The sequence below is a fragment of the Shewanella sp. SM87 genome, assembly GCF_025653705.1.
GTDB lineage: Bacteria > Pseudomonadota > Gammaproteobacteria > Enterobacterales > Shewanellaceae > Shewanella > Shewanella oncorhynchi.
This window is the reverse complement of sequence record NZ_JAKKSC010000008.1, coordinates 168,150-191,613: the sequence shown is the minus strand read 5'-3', so window position 1 is coordinate 191,613 and position 23,464 is coordinate 168,150. Positions and strand designations below refer to the sequence as shown.

Annotated in this window: 19 protein-coding genes; 9 read left to right on the top strand and 10 right to left on the bottom strand. The window is 46.2% G+C overall.

Translation table 11 applies throughout. The annotated features are described in order from the left end of the window. Positions 1–92 precede the first annotated feature (92 nt). Complete coding sequence (gene fghA, locus L5M11_RS08890) at positions 93–935, top strand: S-formylglutathione hydrolase (protein ID WP_263191895.1); 843 nt, start codon at positions 93–95, stop codon at positions 933–935. A gap of 118 nt (positions 936–1,053) precedes the next feature. Here fghA and L5M11_RS08885 read toward each other — a convergent pair whose 3' ends face one another. Then, the gene (locus L5M11_RS08885) at positions 1,054–2,430 is read right to left on the bottom strand and encodes an L-serine ammonia-lyase (protein WP_028759794.1); all 1,377 of its coding nucleotides are present in this window, start codon (positions 2,428–2,430) and stop codon (positions 1,054–1,056) included. 385 nt (positions 2,431–2,815) lie between these two features. On the opposite strand from L5M11_RS08885, the gene nagZ reads away from it, so the two are divergent. Continuing rightward, complete coding sequence (gene nagZ, locus L5M11_RS08880) at positions 2,816–3,844, top strand: beta-N-acetylhexosaminidase (protein WP_131524457.1); 1,029 nt, start codon at positions 2,816–2,818, stop codon at positions 3,842–3,844. 79 nt (positions 3,845–3,923) lie between these two features. Then, a complete protein-coding gene (gene ycfP, locus L5M11_RS08875) occupies positions 3,924–4,463 on the top strand; it encodes an alpha/beta hydrolase YcfP (protein ID WP_212601507.1) in 540 nt (179 codons plus the stop codon). A 283-nt stretch (positions 4,464–4,746) separates the two neighbouring features. On the opposite strand, the gene L5M11_RS08870 is transcribed toward ycfP, so the two are convergent. The 5 genes from L5M11_RS08870 to L5M11_RS08850 form a co-directional block, all read right to left on the bottom strand. Continuing rightward, positions 4,747–4,902: a hypothetical protein gene (locus L5M11_RS08870; protein ID WP_263191891.1), complete on the bottom strand. Its 156-nt coding sequence runs from the start codon at positions 4,900–4,902 to the stop codon at positions 4,747–4,749. Positions 4,903–5,037: 135 nt separating this feature from the next. Then, a complete protein-coding gene (locus L5M11_RS08865; protein WP_168826262.1) occupies positions 5,038–5,664 on the bottom strand; it encodes a hypothetical protein in 627 nt (208 codons plus the stop codon). A gap of 65 nt (positions 5,665–5,729) precedes the next feature. Next, a complete protein-coding gene (locus L5M11_RS08860) occupies positions 5,730–6,326 on the bottom strand; it encodes a hypothetical protein (protein WP_263185425.1) in 597 nt (198 codons plus the stop codon). Positions 6,327–6,416: 90 nt separating this feature from the next. Then, complete coding sequence (locus L5M11_RS08855; RefSeq protein WP_263185426.1) at positions 6,417–7,355, bottom strand: hypothetical protein; 939 nt, start codon at positions 7,353–7,355, stop codon at positions 6,417–6,419. 70 nt (positions 7,356–7,425) lie between these two features. Continuing rightward, positions 7,426–7,884: a hypothetical protein gene (locus L5M11_RS08850; protein WP_263185427.1), complete on the bottom strand. Its 459-nt coding sequence runs from the start codon at positions 7,882–7,884 to the stop codon at positions 7,426–7,428. A gap of 851 nt (positions 7,885–8,735) precedes the next feature. On the opposite strand from L5M11_RS08850, the gene L5M11_RS08845 reads away from it, so the two are divergent. The 3 genes from L5M11_RS08845 (at position 8,736) to L5M11_RS08835 (ending at position 13,547) form a co-directional block, all read left to right on the top strand. Continuing rightward, positions 8,736–10,973 carry a hypothetical protein gene (locus tag L5M11_RS08845; RefSeq protein ID WP_263185428.1) on the top strand — a complete coding sequence of 746 codons (2,238 nt, stop codon included), beginning with the start codon at positions 8,736–8,738 and terminating at the stop codon, positions 10,971–10,973. A 10-nt stretch (positions 10,974–10,983) separates the two neighbouring features. Continuing rightward, on the top strand, positions 10,984–12,684 hold the full coding sequence (locus L5M11_RS08840; protein WP_263185429.1) for a toxin-antitoxin system YwqK family antitoxin: 1,701 nt from the start codon (positions 10,984–10,986) through the stop codon (positions 12,682–12,684). Positions 12,685–13,271: 587 nt separating this feature from the next. Continuing rightward, entirely contained in the window at positions 13,272–13,547 is a 276-nt protein-coding gene (locus tag L5M11_RS08835; protein WP_028759808.1) for an acylphosphatase, read from the top strand. 67 nt (positions 13,548–13,614) lie between these two features. On the opposite strand, the gene L5M11_RS08830 is transcribed toward L5M11_RS08835, so the two are convergent. From L5M11_RS08830 to L5M11_RS08820, 3 genes are all read right to left on the bottom strand, one after another. Continuing rightward, positions 13,615–14,616 (bottom strand): peptidoglycan binding protein CsiV, encoded by a 1,002-nt coding sequence (locus L5M11_RS08830; protein ID WP_263185430.1) that lies wholly within the window; start codon positions 14,614–14,616, stop codon positions 13,615–13,617. Next, positions 14,616–18,101, bottom strand: coding sequence for a transcription-repair coupling factor (gene mfd, locus L5M11_RS08825; RefSeq protein ID WP_263191890.1), 3,486 nt, complete (start codon positions 18,099–18,101; stop codon positions 14,616–14,618). The genes L5M11_RS08830 and mfd overlap by 1 nt, the downstream gene beginning before the upstream one ends. Positions 18,102–18,186: 85 nt before the next feature. Further along, positions 18,187–18,828, bottom strand: coding sequence for a hypothetical protein (locus L5M11_RS08820; RefSeq protein ID WP_168827490.1), 642 nt, complete (start codon positions 18,826–18,828; stop codon positions 18,187–18,189). A gap of 94 nt (positions 18,829–18,922) precedes the next feature. Here L5M11_RS08820 and L5M11_RS08815 point away from each other — a divergent pair, with 94 nt between their 5' ends. The 3 genes from L5M11_RS08815 (at position 18,923) to lolE (ending at position 22,233) form a co-directional block, all read left to right on the top strand. Then, positions 18,923–20,155, top strand: a complete 1,233-nt coding sequence (locus tag L5M11_RS08815; protein ID WP_263191889.1) for a lipoprotein-releasing ABC transporter permease subunit — start codon at positions 18,923–18,925, stop codon at positions 20,153–20,155. Positions 20,156–20,290: 135 nt separating this feature from the next. Continuing rightward, complete coding sequence (gene lolD, locus L5M11_RS08810; RefSeq protein WP_263191888.1) at positions 20,291–20,986, top strand: lipoprotein-releasing ABC transporter ATP-binding protein LolD; 696 nt, start codon at positions 20,291–20,293, stop codon at positions 20,984–20,986. Next, on the top strand, positions 20,983–22,233 hold the full coding sequence (lolE, locus tag L5M11_RS08805; protein ID WP_263191887.1) for a lipoprotein-releasing ABC transporter permease subunit LolE: 1,251 nt from the start codon (positions 20,983–20,985) through the stop codon (positions 22,231–22,233). Before lolD ends, lolE begins: the two co-directional genes overlap by 4 nt. A gap of 276 nt (positions 22,234–22,509) precedes the next feature. Here lolE and suhB read toward each other — a convergent pair whose 3' ends face one another. Continuing rightward, the gene (suhB, locus tag L5M11_RS08800) at positions 22,510–23,313 is read right to left on the bottom strand and encodes an inositol-1-monophosphatase (protein ID WP_028759815.1); all 804 of its coding nucleotides are present in this window, start codon (positions 23,311–23,313) and stop codon (positions 22,510–22,512) included. Positions 23,314–23,464: the final 151 nt, after the last annotated feature.

The following is a 23,464-nucleotide window of genomic DNA, read 5'->3' as shown; positions in this document are numbered from 1 at the left end:
GCAGACAGGTGCAAATCTGTCTGCTGTGTTGCCAATTGATCAGATGATTAACGCTAAGACAAGCGCTAACAGATTGAGCTAAAAGGACTTGTATGACCATAGACAATATCAGTTGTAACAAGAGTTTCGGCGGTTGGCATAAGCAATATCGCCATCAATCTCAGTCGTTAAACTGCGAGATGCGCTTTGCGATTTATCTGCCGCCTGAGGCGGTGAATAAACCTGTGCCTGTGCTGTATTGGCTTTCAGGTCTAACCTGTACCGATGAAAACTTTATGCAGAAGGCGGGTGCACAGCGCATGGCAGCGGTACTTGGGATGGCGATTGTCGCCCCTGATACCAGTCCTCGCGGTGACGATGTGCCTGATGCGGCAGATAAAGCTTACGATTTAGGCTTAGGCGCGGGTTTTTACCTCAATGCGACAAAAGCACCTTGGAATCGTCATTACAAAATGTACGATTACATAGTCCATGAGCTGCCTAACTTGATTGAAGCGCATTTTCCGGTGACTAGCCAGCGCGCTATTTCCGGCCATTCGATGGGCGGTCATGGTGCTTTGGTGATTGGTCTGAGTAATCCGCACAGATATAGCTCAATTTCGGCTTTTAGCCCGATTTCGAATCCGAGTAATGCACCTTGGGGCATTAAAGCCTTTAGTGAGTATTTAGGTGAAAATCGTGAACATTGGCGCCAGTATGATGCCTGCGAGTTGCTTAAGCTCGCGATTAGCGAAGTGCCAATACTAATTGACCAAGGTGAAGCTGACAGCTTTTTAGATACCCAATTGATGCCACAATCGCTGGTGGATATCGCCCATACCAAGGGTTATCCCTTGGATGTGCGGATGCAAGCGGGGTACGATCACAGCTACTACTTTATCGCGAGCTTTATTGAAGAGCACCTTAAGTTCCATAGCTTGTACTTTAAGCCTTAAATAGCCGATTCAGCAGTCACGCCGATGCGCTAAAACAAAAATGCCGCAACTTAGTGAGTTGCGGCATTTTTTATGGTGCGATTAAAGCGATTAACGAGAGTGAATTAACACTTAGCACTTAGCACTCAACAATGTTGACTGCTAAACCACCTTTGGCGGTTTCTTTGTATTTGCTGCGCATATCTCTGCCGGTATCCATCATGGTTTTGATCACTTTATCCAGTGAAACCTTATGGTTACCGTCACCGCGTAGGGCCATACGAGACGCGTTGATTGCTTTGATCGCGCCCATGGCATTACGTTCGATACAAGGCACTTGCACTAGGCCGCCCACAGGATCGCAGGTTAAACCTAAGTTATGTTCCATGCCGATTTCAGCCGCGTTTTCAACGTGTTCAACCGTACCGCCCATGATTTCAGTCAGTGCGCCAGCGGCCATAGAACAGGCTACGCCCACTTCACCTTGGCAACCGACTTCGGCGCCCGAAATTGAGGCATTTTTCTTGTACAAAATACCAATTGCAGCGGCAGTTAATAAATAACGGGCGCAGACATCGATATCCACTTCTTGTACGAAGGTATCGTAATAGCATAATACGGCAGGAATAATTCCCGCAGCACCGTTTGTTGGCGCAGTCACGACGCGATCTCCGGCCGCATTTTGCTCGTTGACCGACAGGGCGAATAAATCGACCCAATCCATAGCGGTTAATGGATCGACATTGTTACGGCCTTCGGCTTTCAAACGACGGTACAGTGCAGGAGCACGACGACGTAGTTTTAGGCCGCCAGGTAAAATACCTTCCTTCTGATAACCGCGTTCGATACAGGTTTTCATCGTCTGCCAAATATTCCACAGCTTGGCTTTGACTTCATCTTCAGTGGCTAAACTCAGTTCGTTCGCCATCATTAAAGAAGAAATGCTGAGACCTTGCTCGCCGCATAATTCCAGTAAGTGAGCCGCACTCACAAAATCAAAAGGAGCCGATTCAATTTGTGAGGCTGGCGATGCATTACGTTGGCTAATTTCATCTTCATCTAAAATAAAGCCGCCACCCACTGAGTAGTAAGTGCGATCAAAAATGCATTCTCCTTTACAGTAAGCGTACAAGGTCATGGCGTTAGCATGCGCAGGTAGCGTTTTGCGTCTGTGATAGGTAATGCCTTGCTCACGGGTAAACTTAACTACTTTGCCACAGTGCAGCGTTAAGGTTTCGTCCTTGGAGACGTGTTCTAAAATACCGTCGATACTGTCAGTGTCCACGGTTTCGGGATCTTCGCCCATTAAGCCTAAAATCACTGCTTTGCCCGTGCCGTGGCCTTTGCCTGTTTGGCCGAGGGAGCCAAAGAGTTCGGCTCTTAATTCATCAATCTGGGTCACGAGTCCTGAGTCAGTCAGGTTTTGCATAAATATTTTGCCCGCTTTCATTGGGCCGACGGTATGTGAACTCGATGGACCTATGCCGATCTTGAACATGTCAAATACGCTAATCATGATAGAAGTCCTGTTGTGTCTTGTTTATTATTTTAGTCTGAGTGCATGGGATTGCTCGCTCTGCAGATTGAAGCACGCTAATCTTGCGCGTGTACTCTGGTCAGTGGCGGCGTTCTTTCATGCGAAATCTGCTTGTGTGATACTCTAACGCCAGTATCCCATAGATTAGTGTGACAATTCACATTAGTTTTTTTTATTCGTAATAGTTCGGATAAGCTGAACTTAATTGGGACTTTTTTACAGGCCATTTTATGGCCAAGAATACAGGCTTCGACAGCGCTACAAGAGTAGGTGGCTCGCTTTTTTTAGCTTTTTTGTGAGCGTGGACTACTTATGGCTTGAGTGGTTATTTTTTGAGTATTAATGAATATTTTTAGGGAGAAGTATGAGCTATTTAATGTTGGATTTACTGTCGTTGGACGTCAGTGAGGCTGAATCTGAGATGCTACGCCATCCACAGGTGGGTGGTTTAATCCTATTTTCCCGCAATTTTTCGAGCCGTGATCAGTTGATCCGTCTGGTACAACAGATACGCCAAATACGCCCAGAAATATTAATCGCCGTAGATCACGAGGGGGGCCGAGTACAACGTTTCCGTGATGGCTTTACCATTATTCCCGCCATGGGCGACATTTTACCCGCAGCAAAGGGCGATATGGTATTGGCCAAGCGTTGGGCCTGTGAGCTCGGTTTCTTGATGGCGATTGAATTACTGGCTTGCGATATCGACTTAAGTTTCGCGCCCGTATTGGACTTAAACGGCGTGAGCCAAGTCATAGGTAAACGCAGCTTTAGCCCAGAGCCCGCCGAGGTTATTACATTGGCCGAAAGCTTTATTGCTGGCATGGCCGCAGCTGGCATGGGCGCCGTGGGTAAACATTTCCCCGGGCACGGCAGTGTAGTGGCGGATTCGCACTACGAGAAACCCATTGATGATCGCGATGCCGAGGCGATTTTTGCAAAGGATATCCTACCGTTTAAAGAATTGATCGCAAAAGAGAAATTATTAGGCGTGATGCCCGCGCACGTGGTTTACCCTAAAGTTGACCCTAACTCTGCGGGCTTCTCTGAATACTGGTTAAAACAAGTGCTGCGTAAAGAACTTGGCTTTAACGGGGTGATTTTCTCTGACGATCTCGGCATGCAAGGCGCAGGATTTGCGGGCGATTACCGTGCAAGGGCCAGCGCCGCCTTAGCCGCAGGTTGCGACATGATTTTAGTGTGTAATGACAATGCGGGCGTGATGTCGCTGCTGGATGGCTTTACATGGCCTGCGAGCGCGCCACAGTATCCTGCGAGTTTACTTAAACCCAATGCCTCGCAAACGGCAGCGGCGCTCGATAATACGGCTCGTTGGGAAAATGCCAAGCAGCTTGCCGAGCAAATTTGTTTGGCTCAACAGGCGAAAGTTTGATGTAGCGCAAGGTGTGAGATCACTCTTTTGCTAGGGTTAGTTAATTCACTGTAATCAAAAATGATTAAAAGGCCTTGATATGATTTTCTATCTTCATGGATTTGATGCTACTAGCCCAGGTAATCACGAAAAAATGCGTCAGTTGCAATTTATTGACCCTGATGTGCGTTTGATCAGTTACAGCACCTTGCACCCTAAGCACGACATGCAACACTTGCTCAAGGAAGTCGCTAAGCAAATGCAGCATAGCGACGATCCCGCGCCGTTAATGGTTGGCGTGGGACTCGGCGCTTATTGGGCCGAACGGATTGGATTTTTAAATGGTCTTAAATCAGTGCTGATTAATCCTAATTTGCACCCAGAAAATAATATGCAGGGCAAGATTGATCGCCCAGAAGAATATGCCGATATTGCCAATAAGTGCGTGTCGCAATTTCGTGAAAAGAATACTCACAAGGCCATGTGTATATTTTCGGTTAATGATGAGATGTTCGATAATCAGCAACTCGCCAGTGAATTAAGCGCCTATTATTCGATTGATTGGGATGACATTCAGCCCCACAAATTCCCCCAACTCGCCGCCCATCTCCCCAAAATAAAAGCCTTTAAGTTGGCTTGATTTATATCGATTGAATAAAAGTATCACTCCTCTTTTTATATTTAAGAGGGGAGTGGATTTATCTCATCGGCTATTCCGCCTTATGGTTTTGGCTTTCGTACTTCATGTGACGCACATTGCGACTGCGAATATGACTGTGGCTGTTGGGATATTTTTAAGCAGGGCACACTAAGGGCTCTAGATTGTAAAATCGACTGTATTGGTTTTGGACTTAAATGTGTAGGAAAGTAGTCTAGGCTGCGACTTTTGGTTTTGGTTTTAGGGGATTAGCGTTGGCTGGTATCTACGCATATAGGCTTGCCATGGCATTGACTCGCCGACTCGCAGCCAGTCCGTCCGTGGATGCTCGACCGCCCCGTCCATGGGGCGGACGGTCGTCTCGCCAATCACTATGGCTCACCTTTCGTGCATTCACGTAACCTGTAGATTTAAAAGACATACGCAACACACTCTTGGACATTGTGTGTTAGGACTTTTGCTCTACTATGTGAGTCTCGGATTAATATTTCTATGGACTAACGTCCCTGCTAACAGGAGAGCGAGCGAATCCAGTGAAGCTGATTGTTATGTATTTTCAATAGCCAAAAGTAGCGAGAAGTGCCGGAATATATGGAAGTAATTGCTGAGCGAGAACGGCACCCGATGCGCCTTCAAGAACACGCTGAATGGAAAGAAGACTTTCCTTTATGATTCCACCCTTTGGCATTTTCGAGCCAATTTGTGCTTCGACTGTAGCTATATCAGCTGAAATTTCTGAGTGCGCAGAATCATCCAAGTTCAGTTCTGGCAAGGCGTTTTTCAACTTTCCCATAAATTCATTAATCGCAAATTTTTCAGCATTTGTTATTTGTACTGTTTGGGTGCTATTTGTTGTTCCTTGTTGAATTACCGAGCCATGCATTTGATGAACATTAATTATATTCACGGGTGGAAAATACTGCGTTGGTTTATCTGGCTCAGTTACGGCTCTTTCAATTTCCACGACCCCTGCATGAGTAATCGACACGGCCATATTCACTGGATCGGCGAGGTATTCACCTTTCAGGTACTTCCAAATATCGTGAGTTTCCTGTGGCGTAACATCAAAGTGCTTAGCAACATCTTCTTTAGCAACCCTTTTAAGCTCACTTCCGTCGGTCAGTTCGTACAGCTTGTGCAAGAACAAATACCGTAGCTCTTTTTTTCGATTAATGTCGACCATGCTCAGACTCCGTTTTTATGCATAACGCTGGGGTCAGATTACACGCCCTTGTTATGTGCTTCATATTATATAGTTTCAATTATATCTTTTACATTACTCTGTGCTTGCTCAAGTATTTCTCTATAGACTCTAGCGACAATACATGAATAATCATTCGATTCAAACAATCGAAACACACTGGTTAGTAATGCCAAGCAATGACCTAGACTAAAATATTTATCAGGGCAACTATACTTTCCCAAATCAGTACTTTTATTGTGGACCCAGTGACGCCTTAGCGTATTCAAAGCCTTTAACTGAATATACAGATCACTATCAGTGACGTTAATTTGACCGAGATAAGTTTCTGCTAAATATTGGTATCTCACAACAGGCGAACATTTATTTTCTGCTTTAGTCTTAGATTCCTTTTCTATTACATAATCGTAATAGAATGCTTCAAGGGCCATTGCAGTGAACGTTTGAGCAATCAACCAACGTCCAGTCCAATTCGGGCAGTCAATATCTGCATTATCAATAGGTATTTCGTTAGGTGCGTACTTATGAACTAGAAATTTGAAGTCTTCAGCCCAACCGTTAGCTTGTAGGATTACAACTCGGAGAATCATCCCGAGTCCAGTTTCCCTGACTTGAACCAAATCACAATCTATTTCTTTTAACATATTCTCAAGTCCATACGAGAGTGATCACCAAATAACGCAAAATTCGTGACAGTATGAGGTCAATTGGAACGCTTGTTATAAATCTGAACTTTATAGATTTTGGTTGGCAATTTTGTCCATAAAACCAGAGACTAGAGCCAACGACTTTTTATTTTGACTAGCCTGCCTATACATGCACGCAGCGCGCCCAAAGCCCAATGCAGGTTCCTTTTCCTCATGAGAAAAGAATGCGCTCGAACTAAATTCAAATAAAATTCCTGCTACATTACGACCTGCGTTTTTGGCTGATACATCTTGCTGCTCTTTAGCGAAACCTGTAATTGCTTTTTGTATTTCCATGTCATACAAACGCACATCGCTAGTTGCTGTTACTGTGCCCTCAGGCAAAAGTACATCAGTCACGTCCATTGCTATCAAGCCATACTTATTTTTACGATTTAAACCAATGCGTGTATCAATCTGGTTTGATGCTTCTTTAATGCGAGTGGCTAACTTTTTCAAAGACTTTATACGTTTGCACTCTACGTACAATTTATCTTTATCAATAGTAACAACCACATCGCAATCATCTGTTAGATCCACTTCATAGCCGCCTTTGAGAAACCTAGAGGCAATATTCAGCTCAAACGCAAAATCTCGTGCAGGGTCATCATTCTGCCCCTTTTTGTTCTTTTTGATTGCTTCGGTACGTATGCTCTTACCTGACATAACATGCTTAATACGATCTTTTAAACCCTCGTGCTTACCATCTTTAAAAGTATTCCATAATCGGATGATCTGGCACGCCTCGGTCACTGCTTGCATGAAGTGATAAAAATCATCAATTAAGTCTCGTTCCGTAGGCGCTTTAGCTCCAGGGTTAACAAATGTTTTTAGCAGCCGCTCGTAGTCGCCCATTCGAGTACTTTTATATGGAAAACCCATCTCTTCGGATAGCCATTTACATGCTTCTGAAAACTCTTTTTTACGGTCTGTAAACTCTCCGTGATACATTGCCGTTTTACTTATTTCTAAGGTTGAAATATTCATAATCCTCCGAACTCAAGTGATTTATAACGATTAAGCTAACTGACGAAATGAGCGACAGTTGAGCGCATTTTTAGCCGTTACCACAGTTCTTTTTCATGTTTGCCAGCATTTTTTCATTGACCTTAATGCGAGTTTGGAGCTGCTTGCTGGTAAGTGAGCGCATTCTCATTGTGTCGATTGAGAAATTATACTCCCACCCATTTATCCAGCTCTTTTCATATGCATGTCTAATGGCTTCAGCATTAAGTGACTTTTGGTTGTCTTTTCGGACTCTCTTGACGGCTTGGAATATTAGGTCTGATGGCAGTCCTATAAATTTCTTAACGCAGCAATTGCCAACGGTTGCAAATTGACCGTTAAGCTTGTTTTGAAGGGTGCAAACTTCAATTATTGGGAAGTGACCGCACAAGCAGGTTTCCGGCTCCTCCGCTTCGTATATTTGATACAGGGACCACTCAAGCTTCGCCAGGTCCCAAATTGCTGCATTAGAACTTTTTAGGATCTCTTCCGTCAGTTTGTATTGGGACATTATGCCTCTTTGCAGCTAACGTTCGATTAGTGTTCATGCGCGTTACCAGTGAAAGCGCGCACAGTTAACTATCTGTATATAAATAACTTATCAGCTTTCTATCAAATACACCATCAGGAAAAACGCGCATGCGCGTTTTTCAAATCTATTAACCAAAAGTAGATTTAATTAATTGATTTTATGAGATTCTATCAGTTTGATTAATGCGTACTGATTTTGTCTTCAAATCACCCCCAAATATCTAAATTTAAATACGACTGTATACCCGCACATTGTTAGGCGATTTACTGTAAAACCAAACATTGAGTAAATAGATGAGAATTTGTATGGCAACTTGTTTGTAAGTTTGCTATTCACCTGCCGAGTGCTAGCAAGCTTTGGGGCAAAAGCTGTTTAGGGCTAATTTGTGTGCCACTACAGTTACAACAGTGACCGTTGGCGATATGGGTGCTCTTTCACATCTGACCCATAGGGATATGGGAAATGTCACTATGATGCCGGGAACATCATTGACCATGTGAACGCGGTATTTGCACTTCCGTGTGCTGCAGATGTTACCGTCGAGCCTATAGGGATACTTCTTATTAAATAAAAAATCGGCGAGTCACTGGGAAACAATGACAATTAATGCCGCACAGCTAGCTGTTTGCATCAGTTCTTGATGCCGGAATTCGTCATTAAGAATTTGCCTAAGATTGGCATTGTTGTACCTGTGACTATCTAAAAAGGATGCTTAGTCGCGCACTCTGGTGTTGCGCTGGATAGGCATAAATAGCCAAAGCATTTTATTTACTGGGTATGAAAGGGCATAATGCGGCGCTTACTATTTGTTTGAGATACAAGGAATAACCATGAAGTACTTGGTTAGCGTAGTTGCATGCTGTTTATTATCGGCCTGTTCTTTTGGGGATGCTGATGTTGAGTTTACGCCTGAAAAAGGGGAAGAGCGCTCGTATCAGCTGTATAGCACCACTAACATCACTGTAGACAATGGTCAGCGTACCGAAACGGTTAACGCCACGTCACATCAATTGCTGCGTTATAAGGTCCTCGAAACAGGCAAAAACAGTCGGTTTCAAGTGCATGTCGATTATATGAACATGCGCGATGGCCAAGGGAGCGGCGTCAGTAGTGGCCAGCGGGCCGATCGTAATCCAGAAATGCACGCTATTTTCTCGCAGGGGTTTGAATTTACGTTAAATCTAGACGATGGCAGCGTTAAAGAATTCAGTGCATTGAACAAACCGGTATGGCAGGCCCTGCTGGCTGAACGCGGCGCAGAGCTTGAGCAGGAACTGAAAAAGCTCTTTAGCTCATCGGCCTTCCTTAGCACCATACCCGCCAAAGCAGGGGCGGTCGTCGCGCTTCCTGCCTATCAAGACCACGCCAATGCCAAGCTTACTGTATTGCAAGTCACTGATACGCATGTGTTAGCCAAAGTTGAAAGTGGCGGCGAACAAGCCAAAATATACGGTCAGTTGATGTTAGAGCGTGAGCGGGGTTGGTTAGCGCAGTTAGCCTTAGTGGCGGAAGCGCCGTTTGAGCGCTACGGCTATAAGGGCACTGTGCGCAGCAACGTTATTATGTTGCCGCAGGAGCGCCAGTTGGGCGATCTGACGCAGTATTTAGGTTTTTATGATTTCCCAGTATTTGAGTATCAAAAACAACCTGACGTTGTGTTGGATAACGTCAATAAGACCTTAACCCAAGATGCTGTATTTGCCTATGATGCGGGCTACTTTTACCAGCAAGATGATTTATTAAAGCTGACTTATCAGTATGACTTTTCAGGTTTTAAACCCGAAGGCGGGTTTAGCTTAACCGATATCACAGCACACAGTGCGGATGGCACAGTACTGCCGCTGCAATTGAGCAAGGTAGGTAGTTATAGTTATCCAGAACAGGATGGTTTCCATCAGTCTGAGCAGCAGAATTTGCTTATCGGTTGGAATGCGCCGAATGACCTCTTAGCTCAGGTTGCTGAGTTTCGCGCGACTGCCCATTATCGCGGCGCGAAATTAGTCAAACTTAACCTGACCCCCGATCCCAGCAAAACTGTGGCCTTGCAATATGAAGATATACAGCTGGAACTCTCGCCAATCCCAGATAAACCATTCAGTTATTTGCTGAAATCGCGAGGCAGCACTGACAAATCTTGGTTATACCGGCGCTTTGACGGTGCCGAAGGCGCTATGGTGAAATATCTTTCACCGCCGCCCACTGGGCCGGATTGGTTAACCCCGGCAGAGCAAAATATGGTGGCGTTGGCCTCAGCTGCACAATATGAATCGATCACACAGTTTACCTTTCCCGCAGCGCCGCCCACGCTGACACTCTATGTGAATACTGTGGTTGACAGTGGTGAACTGACTAAGAACATTCGTTTTATTCCGACTCAAGATTACGCGCAAAATGTCGCCTATCCGCCGGCGCAGCAACAACTGCTTTATAGTGATGATATGTATGCGTCCTATGTTAATCAGCCGCAAGTTACTGCACCTGAAGACCCCGCCTTACTTGAGCCGCAAGTCGTGGCCAAATACGGCGTCAGTTTGCTGTTAACTTCCGAGCAAGCAGTAGTGTGCACGCTCAGTGTTGTCGATGCACCTAAGGTCAACGAGCACACACTGCAATGGACAAACACAAGCACTAACAACACGGGTTTTGGTGGAGGGCTGGATAAGTTTGTGCTGTACCAACTGACTAGCGCCGATGGGATCCGCCGCAATTTTTACGACATCAATGTCAGCAGCACTTTGGCCTGTACCGGTACGCCCAAATGGCAAGCGCTAGCGTATCAACCCGAGCAAAGCTGGTTGATTGATATCACTCAGTTGCCGAATGTTGATACCCATCAAACCGTGGCCGACTTTATGCGGCGCTATCGTTTTTTAAATGCGCAAAATTTACAGCTATCTCCTGCTATTCAAGGTGACAGCAGTGATTTTTATCAGCGTCCGTTGCAGCAAGTATTACGTGAGGAACGCTGGTTTGTACTGGCGGGGCGCGCAGCACAGATAGAGCAGCTGACGATAAGCGGCGAACCGGTCAATAAACAGTGGGTTAATGCATTCCCTGCGTTACCTTAAGGAGCAGAATATGAGAGTCTTATTACTATTATTTGCGCTACTTATGTCGTTTAATCTGTCGGCTGAGCGAATTTTACTCGACGAACTATGGCGGCTTAGCGATGTGCCTGGTGAAGCCATTTATTATCAGGAGCAAGCGCCGACAGAGCAAAATGGCGAGTGGCCGCTACAACTCTTTTATCTGGAGACGGATAAACCCGTTTTTAAGGGCTGCGTCAACAGTCCCAATTTAGCCGAGAGTTTTATCGTTGGTGATTTTGAGTTTTTCTATCCCGATGGTCAACTGTCTCGCAAGGGCAGTAGCGATGCACAAGGGCGTTATCAAGGCACGCATCTGCATTATTGGGAAGACGGAGCGCTCTCGGGAGAGTACCACTACCAGCATGGCCAGTTGCATGGAGATCAGAAAAGTTACCATACTAATGGTCAATTAAGGGAGCTTCAGCATCGTGTGAATGGTGCTGAATTAGGATTATCGCAAAGTTATTTTAACAATGGCCAGTTGCAAACACGCGTAACCTACGGCGCTAACGGTATGGAAGGGCTATATGAAAGCTTTCATAACAATGGTCAGCCGGAGCAAACCGTTAATATGGTGGCGGGAAAAAGAGAAGGCGAGCGACTGTATTGGACAAAAGACGGCTGGTTATACACTAAAGAGTTTTATCTTAAGGGGAAAATACACGGCGAAGTGTTGATTTACCGAGCTGCCGATGTGCTGCAAGAGATTAAACACTATGAGCATGATAAACAGGTGGGAAACCAGCAGCGTTTTGATGAACAAGGGCGGTTAGCAGAGCGGCAAAAGTATGATAAGGATGGTCGTGAAATTCAACATATTACCTATGATAATGCCGGTAACGTTGCGACCCAAACCGACACGCAATACTTCGCTAAAGGTCAGATTAGCACTGAACAGCGCTTCGATTCTGCGGGTAAGTTAACTTATCAATATCAGCAAGATACTACAAAAGACTGGAGCTTACGTCAGCGTTTTGATGCAGCTGGTGAGCTGATTGAACGTGATGAACAACTCAAGGGGCGATACGATGGCTTGTATATCGGTGCTGGTTGGAACGGTTATATCAGGCGGATAAACTACCGCAAAGGTCAAATGCACGGTGCATATCGAGAAGATAAGGCCGAGGACGGCGGCTTTGTCATCGGCCAATATCACTTAGGGTTAAAGTCCGGCAAGTGGGTCACAAAAAACGCGGATACGACGCGCAATGAGCAGTTTAACCAACAAGGTGAGCTGAGTGGTGAACAAACAGAAATCGCAGCCGATGGCACGATAATGCGTCGAGAGTTTTATAAAAACGCTAAGTTACATGGCGCGTATTTACTGCGTGGCTTTGATAAACAACTGCAAGCCCAAGGTCAGTATGTTAACGGTCAGCGCGAAGGCCAATGGCTGCTGCAAGATGAAAGCAGCTACAGCATGGTTAAGCTATGGCATGGCAACTATAAAGCTGGACACGAAGTGGGTCACTGGCAAGCCTTTTCCGCCAATGGTCATTTATTAGGGCAGGCCCAGTATGATGATAAAGGTCAATTGCAAGGTAAAGGCTATAGTTTTAATGAAGATGGCAGCCTGCTGCAAAGTGATGAGTATCTTGATAATCAACTGCACGGCAGGTCGGTGTACTACTTTAATGGTGAACCGTCATCCGAGTATCGCTATCAAAATGGTCAGATGATCAGCGAGTAGCACTTCATCACCTAATCACACAATCAAGCAAAAACCGACTAATTAGGTCGGTTTTTTGCTTTTTTGCATCTAGTTTGCTGCCTTGCTTTATCGTCAGGCATGTCATTAGAGGGGGACTTCTCAACCCCTCGTTTCGTGTTTACTAACTTGCCAGAACAAACACAATCTCAGCGTTAAACGTCAACATGCCTTTATACTTCTTTGGCTATCACAGGGGGTGTTTTTAAACATGAACAATGCAGATGGGTGTACGAGCTGATTTTCAGCTAAAAGTATTATATTCATTCGGGATGGATAGTTTTACTTTTCAAACTCTTGAAAATAATTATTTATTGTGTAAAGTAGCGACCCTTGCTATTTTGTAACAGAATGATACAGAGTTGCTGTTTTATTTGTCCATTTATTGGATATCCCTTTGCGTATGTCGCCCGACACAGCTAGCAGCAGTCTTGTTAGCTGTTTTTTTTTGCCTAAATTTAAATATTGTTTGTTTTTTGTTCTACAAATCCATAGGTTAACACTTAGCCTTTGGATAATTGCGGCTATGCTTATTTCTATAACAAGGTTCCGTGAAAAAGGAGCGTGAGATGAAGCGAGTATTAATTAATTTGACGGGAAAAGTGCAAGGTGTTGGTTGCCGTCATGCGACCCTGACTAAGGCCAGAGCCTTGGGCGTGACAGGATATGTAACCAATTGCCGCGATGGTAGTGTTGAAGTTCTCGCCCAAGGCAGTGACATTGCGGTTAATGCTTTAATTGCTTGGTGCGAAGTAGGTGTGCCTTGCACTGAGGGATTAACAGTAACAGTAGGAGAAGACGAGGCTGATGATATCTACCTCGATTTCTCCATCGTTCAGTCTTAATTTAAACGTACCGTGTTAACTTAACTGCACCGTTTTAACTTAAGAATTGTGCGGGTTGTGCGTTTGTTCAGTATTGGCCAACAGTCTGTATTGATTCGGCATTCTGATTATTTTGCATTGCACTGGGTTGCGCCATCTTGCGGATTTGGATCACCATGCCCATTTCGGGATGATCTAAATAATGGATTTCTTCACTCTTCACACGGCGGTTTTGCTCCAAAGGCACAGACATTAAAAATGGTGTCATGACTTTGGGCGCCGTGAGTGTTGCGCTGGTATCGGCCGCATCACTGGGTACGGCTGGCATTAACTTTCTGCCTTCTTTGCGCAAGTGCAATGCGGTTTCAATATACAAATAGTGGCTTAAATAGATATTCAGTGTGCCATCTAATTCCCATACTGGTGATACAGCAGGTGCAAGCATTGGCGTGCCATCGGCATTAATCATAGGCTCAGCTTGAGCTTGCTTAATGATTTTTCTGCCATCGAAGTGATAAGTACCTGAGAAATCTTTACCCGCAAATAAGCGTATGGGTACTGAGCCACTCTTACCACGCATAGGTTGTTGCCAAGCCATGTGCAGTAAACTGCGCGTACCACGTTCGCGGGAAATACTATTGATAATGCTCGCGAACTGACTTTGGCTGCGGGTTAACAATACTGGGTTGCCATTGGCTGTAGGATAACTGATCTGTGCGCTGCTGATTTCTGATGGGATCACCGGCGGGTAACGATATTCCACACTCGCAGGCGCGGCAGGCATAGGTTCTGACGTTGAGGTACCGTTTAAGGTTTCAGCGCAGTGGCTATTTGCATCGGCATCAAATACCAGTGTGCAAGGCGCAGATGCGCTGGGTATCGGCGTGATTGCTTGCGCGATAGCTGGGGAGATTAAGTCTATTGCGTTATCGGTTTTCGTCTTGTTCGGCGCATCAGGCCATTGTTCACTTGACTGACTTTGGCGTTCAAACACATAGACTTCAACCTCGAACCAAGCCTCTGCTTGGACGACCTGACTGTGTGATAGTGCAATGAGTGTAGCGATAGAGACCGCGAGTTTACGTAACACTATTTATCTCCAAGACGATGTTGCGATAATTGTTCTAGCAAGAGTTTCACTAAAGCGAGCCTGTCTTTACTGGTTTCGGCTGCAAGGCTGAACTTTAACTTATTCGGTCCTTCCATTCGATAGATTTGTGGCTGGCTTTGGAGTAATCCAATAATAAATACAGGATCTATGACATGATCATCACTAAATTCGATGCTGCCACCTTTACTGTGCACTTCTATTTTAGTCGCACCTAAGCGAGTCGCCTCATGTTTATAGAGGGTCATTTCCATTAAGTTACGCGTCGGTTCAGGTAATAAGCCAAAACGGTCGATCAATTCGACTTTTAACTCATCCAGCGCCGCCTGTGTTTCGCAGCCTGCGATGCGTTTATAGAGCGACAGACGAATATTTACGTCGCTCACATAGGCTTCAGGCAGTAGGGCGGGGATACGCAGTTCAATTTCGCATTGCTGATTGAGCATTTGCGCCAGTGACGGTTCTTTGCCTTGTTTTAAGGCTTTTACTGCCGCTTCGAGCATTTCCATGTACAAGCTAAAACCAATTTTCGAAATATGGCCACTCTGTTCATCGCCCAAGAGTTCACCTGCGCCGCGGATCTCTAAATCTTGGGTCGCCAGCATAAAGCCCGCACCGAGATCTTCAAGAGCATCAATGGCTTCTAAACGTTTGCGCGCATCTGGGGTCATACGTTTGGGATGCGGCGTCATCAAATAAGCGTAGGCCTGATGGTGCGAGCGTCCGACGCGGCCGCGTAATTGGTGTAACTGTGCCAGACCAAAGGTATCGGCGCGCTCAATAATAATGGTGTTGGCACTTGGGACGTCGATACCAGTTTCGATAATAGTGGTACAGACTAACACGTTGAATCTTTGATGGTAAAAGTCTGACATTACCCGTTCTAGATCGCGCTCACGCATTTGACCGTGGGCAACGACGACTCGCGCTTCAGGCAATAAATCGATAATGCCTTGGGCACATTTCTCAATACTTTCAACATTATTGTGCAGGTAATACACTTGGCCGCCACGGAGAATTTCCCGCAAAATGGCTTCGCGCACGGTTGCAGGATCGGATTCCCGCACAAAGGTTTTCACCGCTAAACGTTTGGCGGGCGGGGTGGCGATAATTGATAAATCGCGCATACCCGACATGGCCATGTTTAAGGTGCGCGGAATAGGCGTTGCGGTCAGGGTTAAGATATCCACGTTGGCGCGCAGCGCTTTGATTTTCTCTTTTTGACGTACTCCGAATCTGTGTTCTTCGTCGATAATCAACAGGCCTAAGTTTTCAAACTTAGCCTCAGATTGCAGTAACTTGTGGGTACCGATCACGATATCGACTTTGCCTTCTTCCAATTGCTGCAGCACTTGAGTCTGCTCTTTGGCGGTACGAAAGCGTGACATCACTTCAGTGACCACGGGCCAGTCGGCAAATCTGTCTTTAAAGTTTTCATAGTGTTGCTGGGCAAGCAGTGTGGTCGGAACTAGCACGACCACTTGTTTGCCAGCGTTGACGGCCACAAAGGCGGCGCGCATGGCGACTTCGGTTTTACCAAAGCCCACATCGCCACAGACTAATCTGTCCATTGCGGTCGGCGATTGCATATCGGCTAACACGGCGATGATGGCGCTTTCTTGATCAACGGTTTCTTCGAAGGGGAAGCCGCGGGCGAATTGAGCGTATTCTTCTTCGTCAATTGCGCAGCTTTCGCCAGGACGTGCTTGGCGACGTGCATAGACATCGAGCAGCTCGGCCGCGACGTCGCGGATTTTTTCAATCGCTTTTTTCTTGGCTTTAGCCCACGTCTCGTTGCCGAGTTTATTTAAGTGGGCGTCTTCATCGGCGCCAACACTGTAACGGCTGATAAGATGCAATGAAGACACTGGCACATACAGTTTGTCACCGCCAGCGTATTCTAATTGCAAGTATTCTGCGACCAGTCCACCCGTATCTAGGGTGACTAAGCCCCTATAAAGTGCAACGCCGTGTTCTAAATGCACTATGGGCTGGCCAACTTTGAGTTCGGCCAAGTTTTTAATCAGAGCATCATTACTGATCTGACGCTGTTTTTCACGGCGGCGTTGCTGGGAAATTCGATGGCCGAAGAGTTCAGTCTCACAAATGATACTGATACTTTCTTTGGCGCTGATCTGCAGCAAACAACCGCGTGACAGCGGCGATACGATAAGGCCTAACTTGGCATCACTTTGAATAAATTCATCAAAATGGTTAAACAGCGCAGGTTTTAACTGAATTTTAGCGAGCAATTCAAGCAGCGCTTCGCGGCGACCCTCGGACTCAGCGCTAAACAACATGCGTTTGGCGCTGCTGGCATAATCTTGCAGCGCTAGCAGCGGTTGCTTTAATTTATGATTGGCGCTGATGTCGGGCAGGGTGCTGGCGGCAATAACAACCGCTTTCGTTGTTTCAGTGCCATCTATTGGCACTTGCATTTGATAACGTGGCAGCGGTTTAAAGGCGGCAAATAACTCTTCTATGAGTAAATACAGCTCTTTAGGCGCCAGTAATGGCCGCAGTGGATCAACGCGTCGGTCTTGATAGCGATGCTCGACTTCTTGCAGATGGGCGCGCGCCGACTTTTCGATATCGCCTAAGGTGACGAGTTGAGTGTCTTTGGGTAAGTAATCGAATAGGGTGGCTGTGTCATCAAAAAATAGCGGCAGGTAGTTTTCGATCCCCGCCGGCATCAAGTTACGGCTCACTAGCTGATAAACCGATTCAGGCTCTTTGACTATGACCTCAAAACGGCGGCGGTATCTTTGCCTAAAACCTTCGATGGCCGAACTGTCGGTTGGGAATTCCTTCGCGGGCAATAGGCGAATCGAGTCGACAGGTTGCAATGAGCGTTGGGTTTCTGGATCAAAATGGCGAATGGTTTCCACTTCTTCATCGAATAGCTCGATGCGCAGTGGCATATTCATCCCCGTTGGGAAGATATCCAGAATCGATCCGCGAATGGCAAACTCGCCATGTTCATACACTTGCTCCACCGAATGGTAGCCAGTGTCGGTTAAATGTTGGCGTACATCGTGTAACTTGTAGCTATCACCCTTTTTGAGCACAAACACGTTGGCGCTTAAATAGGCCTTAGGTGGCAGGCGTATCATCAAGGTGGTGACGGGCACGATAACGATATTTTGCTCAATCTGAGACAGCTGCGATAGCGTTTCGAGTCGCTGGGAAATTAAATCCTGATGGGGCGAAAAACTGTCGTAGGGCAAGGTTTCGCGGTCAGGGAATAATCTGACCTTAATGCCTGTTTTACTGAGCAAATAACTCAGTTCTAACTCTAAGCTTAAGGCACTTGGCGTGTCACTGGTGACGACTAAGGTCGTTCCCTTATGTTGACGCGCTAAATTGGCGAGTGTAACGGCTTGGCAAACGCCGCCCACGGTGGACAGAGTCTGAATTTGAGTGCCATTTTTGACGGCTGGCGGCGTTAGGGCTGATATGTGAGTCATTGGCGTGCGATAAACTGATTCATTCACAAAGAGTTGCAGACATTGTAGAGACTTGATGGCGTAGGTGCCAGAGAAAAGTCAGCGGCTATTGACGCTCGTCTCTGGCGAGTTTGCGTAACTTGAGTTGTTTCTGTTGTACATTGAGGCTGGCTTTGACTAATTGCTCCACGTCAGATTCAAGAATTTGACTGAATTCAAAGTCGGTTTGCCATTGTAGATGTTCAGGTTGAGTATGTTGCTCTGTACTGTCATTACGACTCATATCGCCTTCGGCTTGTGCTATTTTTTGTGCTTGAGTGGCGATGACTTTGCCAAAACAGAGAATGGCAACTAATTCGTCGTGAATAAACAGAGTGATTTTATAGTGGGAGCCAATATCTAAGGCTGTTGGGGTGAGTAATCTCAGGCCACTGCCACCAAATTGGTTACCAAAGCATTTTTCGCCCTCTTGGGTTTCTTTTTCTAATACATGTTGCAGCACTAGATCTACTTTGCGGGATTGCAGCTTTAAAAAATCCACGACAACTTTTGCCTCGTTATCTAAATGGCGCAGCTGTAGCAAGCAGTTAGCTTCGAGTGTTTTGACTTCGCTGAGCAGTTGAATGCCTAATGATTGCATTGATCTCAGTGCCATTTCTGAGGGTAATGGCTGGGAACTCGGCCATTGGCTTAGGTAGGCGGTAAAGTGGTGAGGCACACTAAAATACGGATTGGTGTCAGTGAACAAGGCTTGCCTCTTTATTTATAGGACCAATACCCCTATTATCGTGCCCATCTTCATGATTTAGCAAGTTCAGCACACAGGACGCAACCCTCTTTCAATGAATCCAGGATTCCCTTTCTATATTGGTTACCGTTATTGGCGGGCCAAAAAAGCGAACGCGTTCGCGTCGTTCATTACCTTATTTGCCGTTTCGGGCATTTTTTTAGGCGTTGCAGCCCTGATCGTTGTCAGTTCAGTGATGAATGGCCTTGAAGGCCAACTTAAGCAACGTATCTTAGGTGCAGTGCCACAATTAACCCTTTATAGCGAAGCGCCGTTAGTCGATTGGACAAAGCAGGCGAGTGCGCTTAAAGCCTTACCGGGGGTGTTAGGCGTTACACCGAGCGTATCGACGCAGGCCATGGTGCAATCTGCGTCGAATATTCGCGCTGTGCAGGTTTATGGGGTGTTTCCCGAATTAGCGCAAAAGTTATCCTCCGTTGCGCAGCACACTTACTCAGGTGCATTTGAACAGTTGGCGAGTGGCGACTTCAAGGTGATTTTAGGATCTGAGCTCGCACGGCAACTCAAAGTTGCTCCCGGTGATACGGTACGATTATTGAGTGGCGATGGTGTGGTGTACTCCCCATTAGGCCCAGTTCCGAGTCAACGTAAGTTCTTGGTATCTGGCATTTTTGAAATGGGCTCTCAGGTTGATGCTGGCGTTGCATATATCCATTATCAAGATGCAAAGCGTCTAATGCGTCAACCGAGTGAGGCTATTGATCAGCTTAGACTCTATTTATCCGATCCCTTTAGCGCGCCCGCTTTAGCGTCTAAAGTGCAGGATGTTCTCGCTAAACAAGATATTAAGGTAACAACCAGCGATTGGCGTGATACCTATGGTCACTTGTTTGGTGCGGTAAAAATGGAAAAGAACATGATGTCACTGATGCTGAGCCTGATTGTGGCCGTGGCCGCTTTCAATATCGTCTCGGCGCTGGTGATGATGGTGGTCGATAAAACCACTGATGTGGCAGTGCTAAAAACCCAAGGCGTAACCACGCCCGCCGTGATGGGCATTTTTGTGGTGCAGGGTTCGCTCAATGCAGTACTCGGTTTAGTGCTTGGGCTCGCGGTAGGTATACTTATCACTTTGAATCTGAATGGCATTATGGCGACCTTAGGCATTTCGATTTTAGGTGCGGGACAGAGTTTGCCAGTAAAACTGGAGTTGATGCAGTTGTCAGTGATCGTGATTGGTACGCTACTGGTAACCCTGTTGGCGACCTTATATCCCGCGCTGCGTGCGGCCAGAGTGCAACCTGCAACTGCGTTGAGATACGAGTAAACTCGTGAGCTTTTACGAATAGTCGTCACCCATGGGCATTCATCCGTGAGTGATGGCTTGCCAAGATAAAAATAATTTAATGCATTGATTTAATGAAATAAATCGATGCCAAAGCATGTTTAAGAGAGAACTTCAATGCAAGACGTGTTACTGCAAGTGCAGAGTGTCAGTAAGAGTTACCATGATGGCGCCGTGACCACGCAAGTGTTGTCTAATGTCGATTTGCAGGTGTTTAAGGGCGAGCAGTTGGCGATTGTCGGCAGCTCAGGCTCAGGTAAGAGCACACTGCTGCATATTATGGGAACTTTGGATGAGCCAACCGCGGGCAAAGTTTTGTTGCTAGGCGAAGATTTATACCAAGTGTCTAGTGCGCGTCAAGCGCAGATCCGCAATCAAGATCTCGGCTTTATCTATCAATTCCATCATTTATTGCCTGAATTCACTGCGCTAGAAAATGTCGCTATGCCGGCATTTATTCAAGGTAAAGATCGTAAACAAGCGCTCGCCGATGCCAAAGTCTTATTGGAGCGGGTAGGGCTAGGCCATCGCATGACTCACATTCCCGCTGAACTATCGGGCGGCGAACGTCAGCGTGTCGCTATCGCAAGGGCGTTGATTAATAAACCTAAGTTAGTGCTGGCCGATGAACCTACGGGTAATTTAGATGCTAACAGTGGCGATGCGGTTTATGAGTTGATCCGCGAGCTGGCCGATCAGTTAGGTACGGCGTTTGTGGTGGTGACTCATGATCATAAATTGGCTGCCCGTATGGACCGCCAGCTGATGATGAAGAACGGCTTCCTGCAATTAGCGGCGGAAACCCAAGTATGAAAGGACCGTTAGCCTTATCCATTGGTTGGCGTTTTTATCGCGCTCGCCAATCCAACAGTTTTATTAGTTTTATTTCCTTTGCATCGACTGCCGGTATCGCTTTAGGTGTGGCGGTATTGATCATAGTTCTGTCTGCAATGAATGGTTTTGAGCGCGAGCTAGAGCAAAGATTACTGGGTGTAGTGCCGCAGGCGGACGTTGTCGGGGTGGACGAACCTATCGTCAATTGGCAGAGTGTTGCGCAAGGTGCACTACAAATTGAAGGTATTCGTGGTGCAGCCCCCTTTATTCGCATGCAAGGTTTAGTGCAGAAACCTGGTGGTTTTCAAGGCTTAGCCGTGGTGGGTATTGATCCGAAAGAAGAAACGAAGGTTTCAACTTTGTCACAGTTTATGAGTGATGCAAGCTGGCAGAGTCTGAGCCAAGATGAGAATCATATCGTCCTTGGCGAGAGTTTATTGACTAAGTTGGGGCTTGAGGTGGGTGATACGCTGGCCTTATATGTGCAGGCTATCGATCCCGACGCGGCAGGCAGTTTACGTGCGGCCAAGAGCCATCGTTTTGTGGTGTCAGGCACCTATCATTTGGGCGGCGAGCTTGAACTGACAACCGCTTATATTCCATTGCAATACGCGGCGCAGATCTTGAATATGAATAACGGTGTAACGGGTGTGCGTATTAGCGTCGATAAAGTGTTTGATGCACCAGTAAAAGTGCGCGAACTCGGTTATGCGCAAAAGCAGTCTGTGTATATCAGTGACTGGACCCGTACTCAAGGGCATTTATATCAAGATATTCAGTTAGTTCGTACTGTGATGTATTTAGTTCTAGTGTTGGTGATTGGTGTTGCCTGCTTTAACATTGTCTCCACCTTAGTCATGGCGGTGCGGGATAAAGCGTCCGAAATTGCGATTTTGATGACCATGGGCCTGAGTCGTTTGGCTGTGATGGGGATTTTCATGGTGCAGGGCGCGTTAAATGGTCTGCTTGGCTGTGGTCTTGGCGGCATCATCGGCATTAGTGTAGCGCTGAATTTAAGCGCGATTGCGAGCTCAGTTGAGCAGTTACTCGGTATTCAACTGCTCTCGGCCGATGTTTACTTTGTCGACTTTTTACCGTCTGAGTTGCATGTTTCGGATGCAGTATTGGTGATTGTGATGGCGTTTGTGATGAGTTTAATCGCGACTTTGTATCCCGCTTGGAAGGCGAGCCAAATTGCACCAGCACAAGCGTTAGCGGGTAGATAACTGGATAAGTGGTTGTTCGTCCTGTTAGCCGATTTAGGCTGAAATCAGTGCAGATGTTTTCAGGACACTCCTTTCTTCCCAATGACTATTGCTTAATTACTATACTATTTCTAAATACGATATTGTGGCGACTGAGGACTTGATGACTCGAGTACTTAAGGCTTTAGAATGAAAACCACATAAACAAAAAGGCCAGTGGGCGCTCTTAAAGAGATTGCCACTGGCCTTTTTGGTATCTGTTGTATGCGTTTATTTAAAGCTAAGCGTTAATCTCGATTAACGCTTTAAGCCTTCATTCAATAATGGACGCATGATCTTCACTAATTCTGTGGTCACCTTAGGTGAGCCAGCAACGATGTTGCCCGAAACCAAATAGTTATGGTTGCCAGTAAAATCAGTCACTGTACCGCCTGCTTCGCGGCAAATCAGATCGCCAGCAGCGATATCCCATGGCTTTAAGCCGATTTCAAAGAAACCGTCCAAACGACCCGCGGCAACATAGGCTAAATCTAATGCGGCAGAACCTGCGCGACGTAAGTCAGCACATTGGCCGAAGACTTCGCCGAAAATAGCCATGTAAGTTTCAGTGTGTTGACGCGCCTTGAATGGGAAGCCAGTGCCAATCATGGTAGGCGCTAATTCATTCACGTTGGTAACACGCAGACGGAAATCATTGAGTTTGGCGCCTTTACCACGTACAGCGGTAAAGAGTTCTTCACGGACAGGATCGTAAACAACGGCAACTTCAGTCTTGCCTTTGTATTGCAGAGCGATAGAAACCGCGAAGTGGGGAATGCCTCTAACAAAGTTGTTAGTGCCATCCAGAGGGTCGACTATCCAAACATAGTCTTTATTCTCACCGCGGTTTTCGCCTTTCTCTTCACCCACGATAGTGTGATCAGGATAAGATTTACGAATTTGGTAAGTAATTGTCGCTTCTGCTTCCTTGTCTACACTGGTAACAAAATCGTTGATACCTTTTGAACTGACTTCGATACGGTCAAGTTCAGTATAGGCGCGCATAATAGTTTGGCCGGCCGCGCGGGCAGCGCGTACAGCAATCGTCAGCATCGGATGCATTGCAATCCCCTGGATGTTAAAGAACGTTAAAATAGCGGGCGGTATTATACTCGATTTGATAGTTATATCAAATACCGATTTTCATATAAGCATTCGGCAATGGCTGTGATAATATTCGTCCCCAACGTTTTATGAATTAAATTAAGTTGTT

Coding starts and splice junctions, on each gene's coding strand:
- ycfP (WP_212601507.1), top strand. CDS start 3,924: ATGATTTTCTATCTTCATGGATTTGATGCTACTAGCCCAGGTAATCAC.
- nagZ (WP_131524457.1), top strand. CDS start 2,816: ATGAGCTATTTAATGTTGGATTTACTGTCGTTGGACGTCAGTGAGGCT.
- L5M11_RS08815 (WP_263191889.1), top strand. CDS start 18,923: ATGAATCCAGGATTCCCTTTCTATATTGGTTACCGTTATTGGCGGGCC.
- fghA (WP_263191895.1), top strand. CDS start 93: ATGACCATAGACAATATCAGTTGTAACAAGAGTTTCGGCGGTTGGCAT.
- suhB (WP_028759815.1), bottom strand. CDS start 23,313: ATGCATCCGATGCTGACGATTGCTGTACGCGCTGCCCGCGCGGCCGGC.
- lolD (WP_263191888.1), top strand. CDS start 20,291: ATGCAAGACGTGTTACTGCAAGTGCAGAGTGTCAGTAAGAGTTACCAT.
- mfd (WP_263191890.1), bottom strand. CDS start 18,101: ATGACTCACATATCAGCCCTAACGCCGCCAGCCGTCAAAAATGGCACT.
- L5M11_RS08885 (WP_028759794.1), bottom strand. CDS start 2,430: ATGATTAGCGTATTTGACATGTTCAAGATCGGCATAGGTCCATCGAGT.
- L5M11_RS08870 (WP_263191891.1), bottom strand. CDS start 4,902: ATGTCTTTTAAATCTACAGGTTACGTGAATGCACGAAAGGTGAGCCAT.
- L5M11_RS08840 (WP_263185429.1), top strand. CDS start 10,984: ATGAGAGTCTTATTACTATTATTTGCGCTACTTATGTCGTTTAATCTG.
- L5M11_RS08835 (WP_028759808.1), top strand. CDS start 13,272: ATGAAGCGAGTATTAATTAATTTGACGGGAAAAGTGCAAGGTGTTGGT.
- L5M11_RS08850 (WP_263185427.1), bottom strand. CDS start 7,884: ATGTCCCAATACAAACTGACGGAAGAGATCCTAAAAAGTTCTAATGCA.
- L5M11_RS08865 (WP_168826262.1), bottom strand. CDS start 5,664: ATGGTCGACATTAATCGAAAAAAAGAGCTACGGTATTTGTTCTTGCAC.
- L5M11_RS08860 (WP_263185425.1), bottom strand. CDS start 6,326: ATGTTAAAAGAAATAGATTGTGATTTGGTTCAAGTCAGGGAAACTGGA.
- L5M11_RS08855 (WP_263185426.1), bottom strand. CDS start 7,355: ATGAATATTTCAACCTTAGAAATAAGTAAAACGGCAATGTATCACGGA.
- lolE (WP_263191887.1), top strand. CDS start 20,983: ATGAAAGGACCGTTAGCCTTATCCATTGGTTGGCGTTTTTATCGCGCT.
- L5M11_RS08845 (WP_263185428.1), top strand. CDS start 8,736: ATGAAGTACTTGGTTAGCGTAGTTGCATGCTGTTTATTATCGGCCTGT.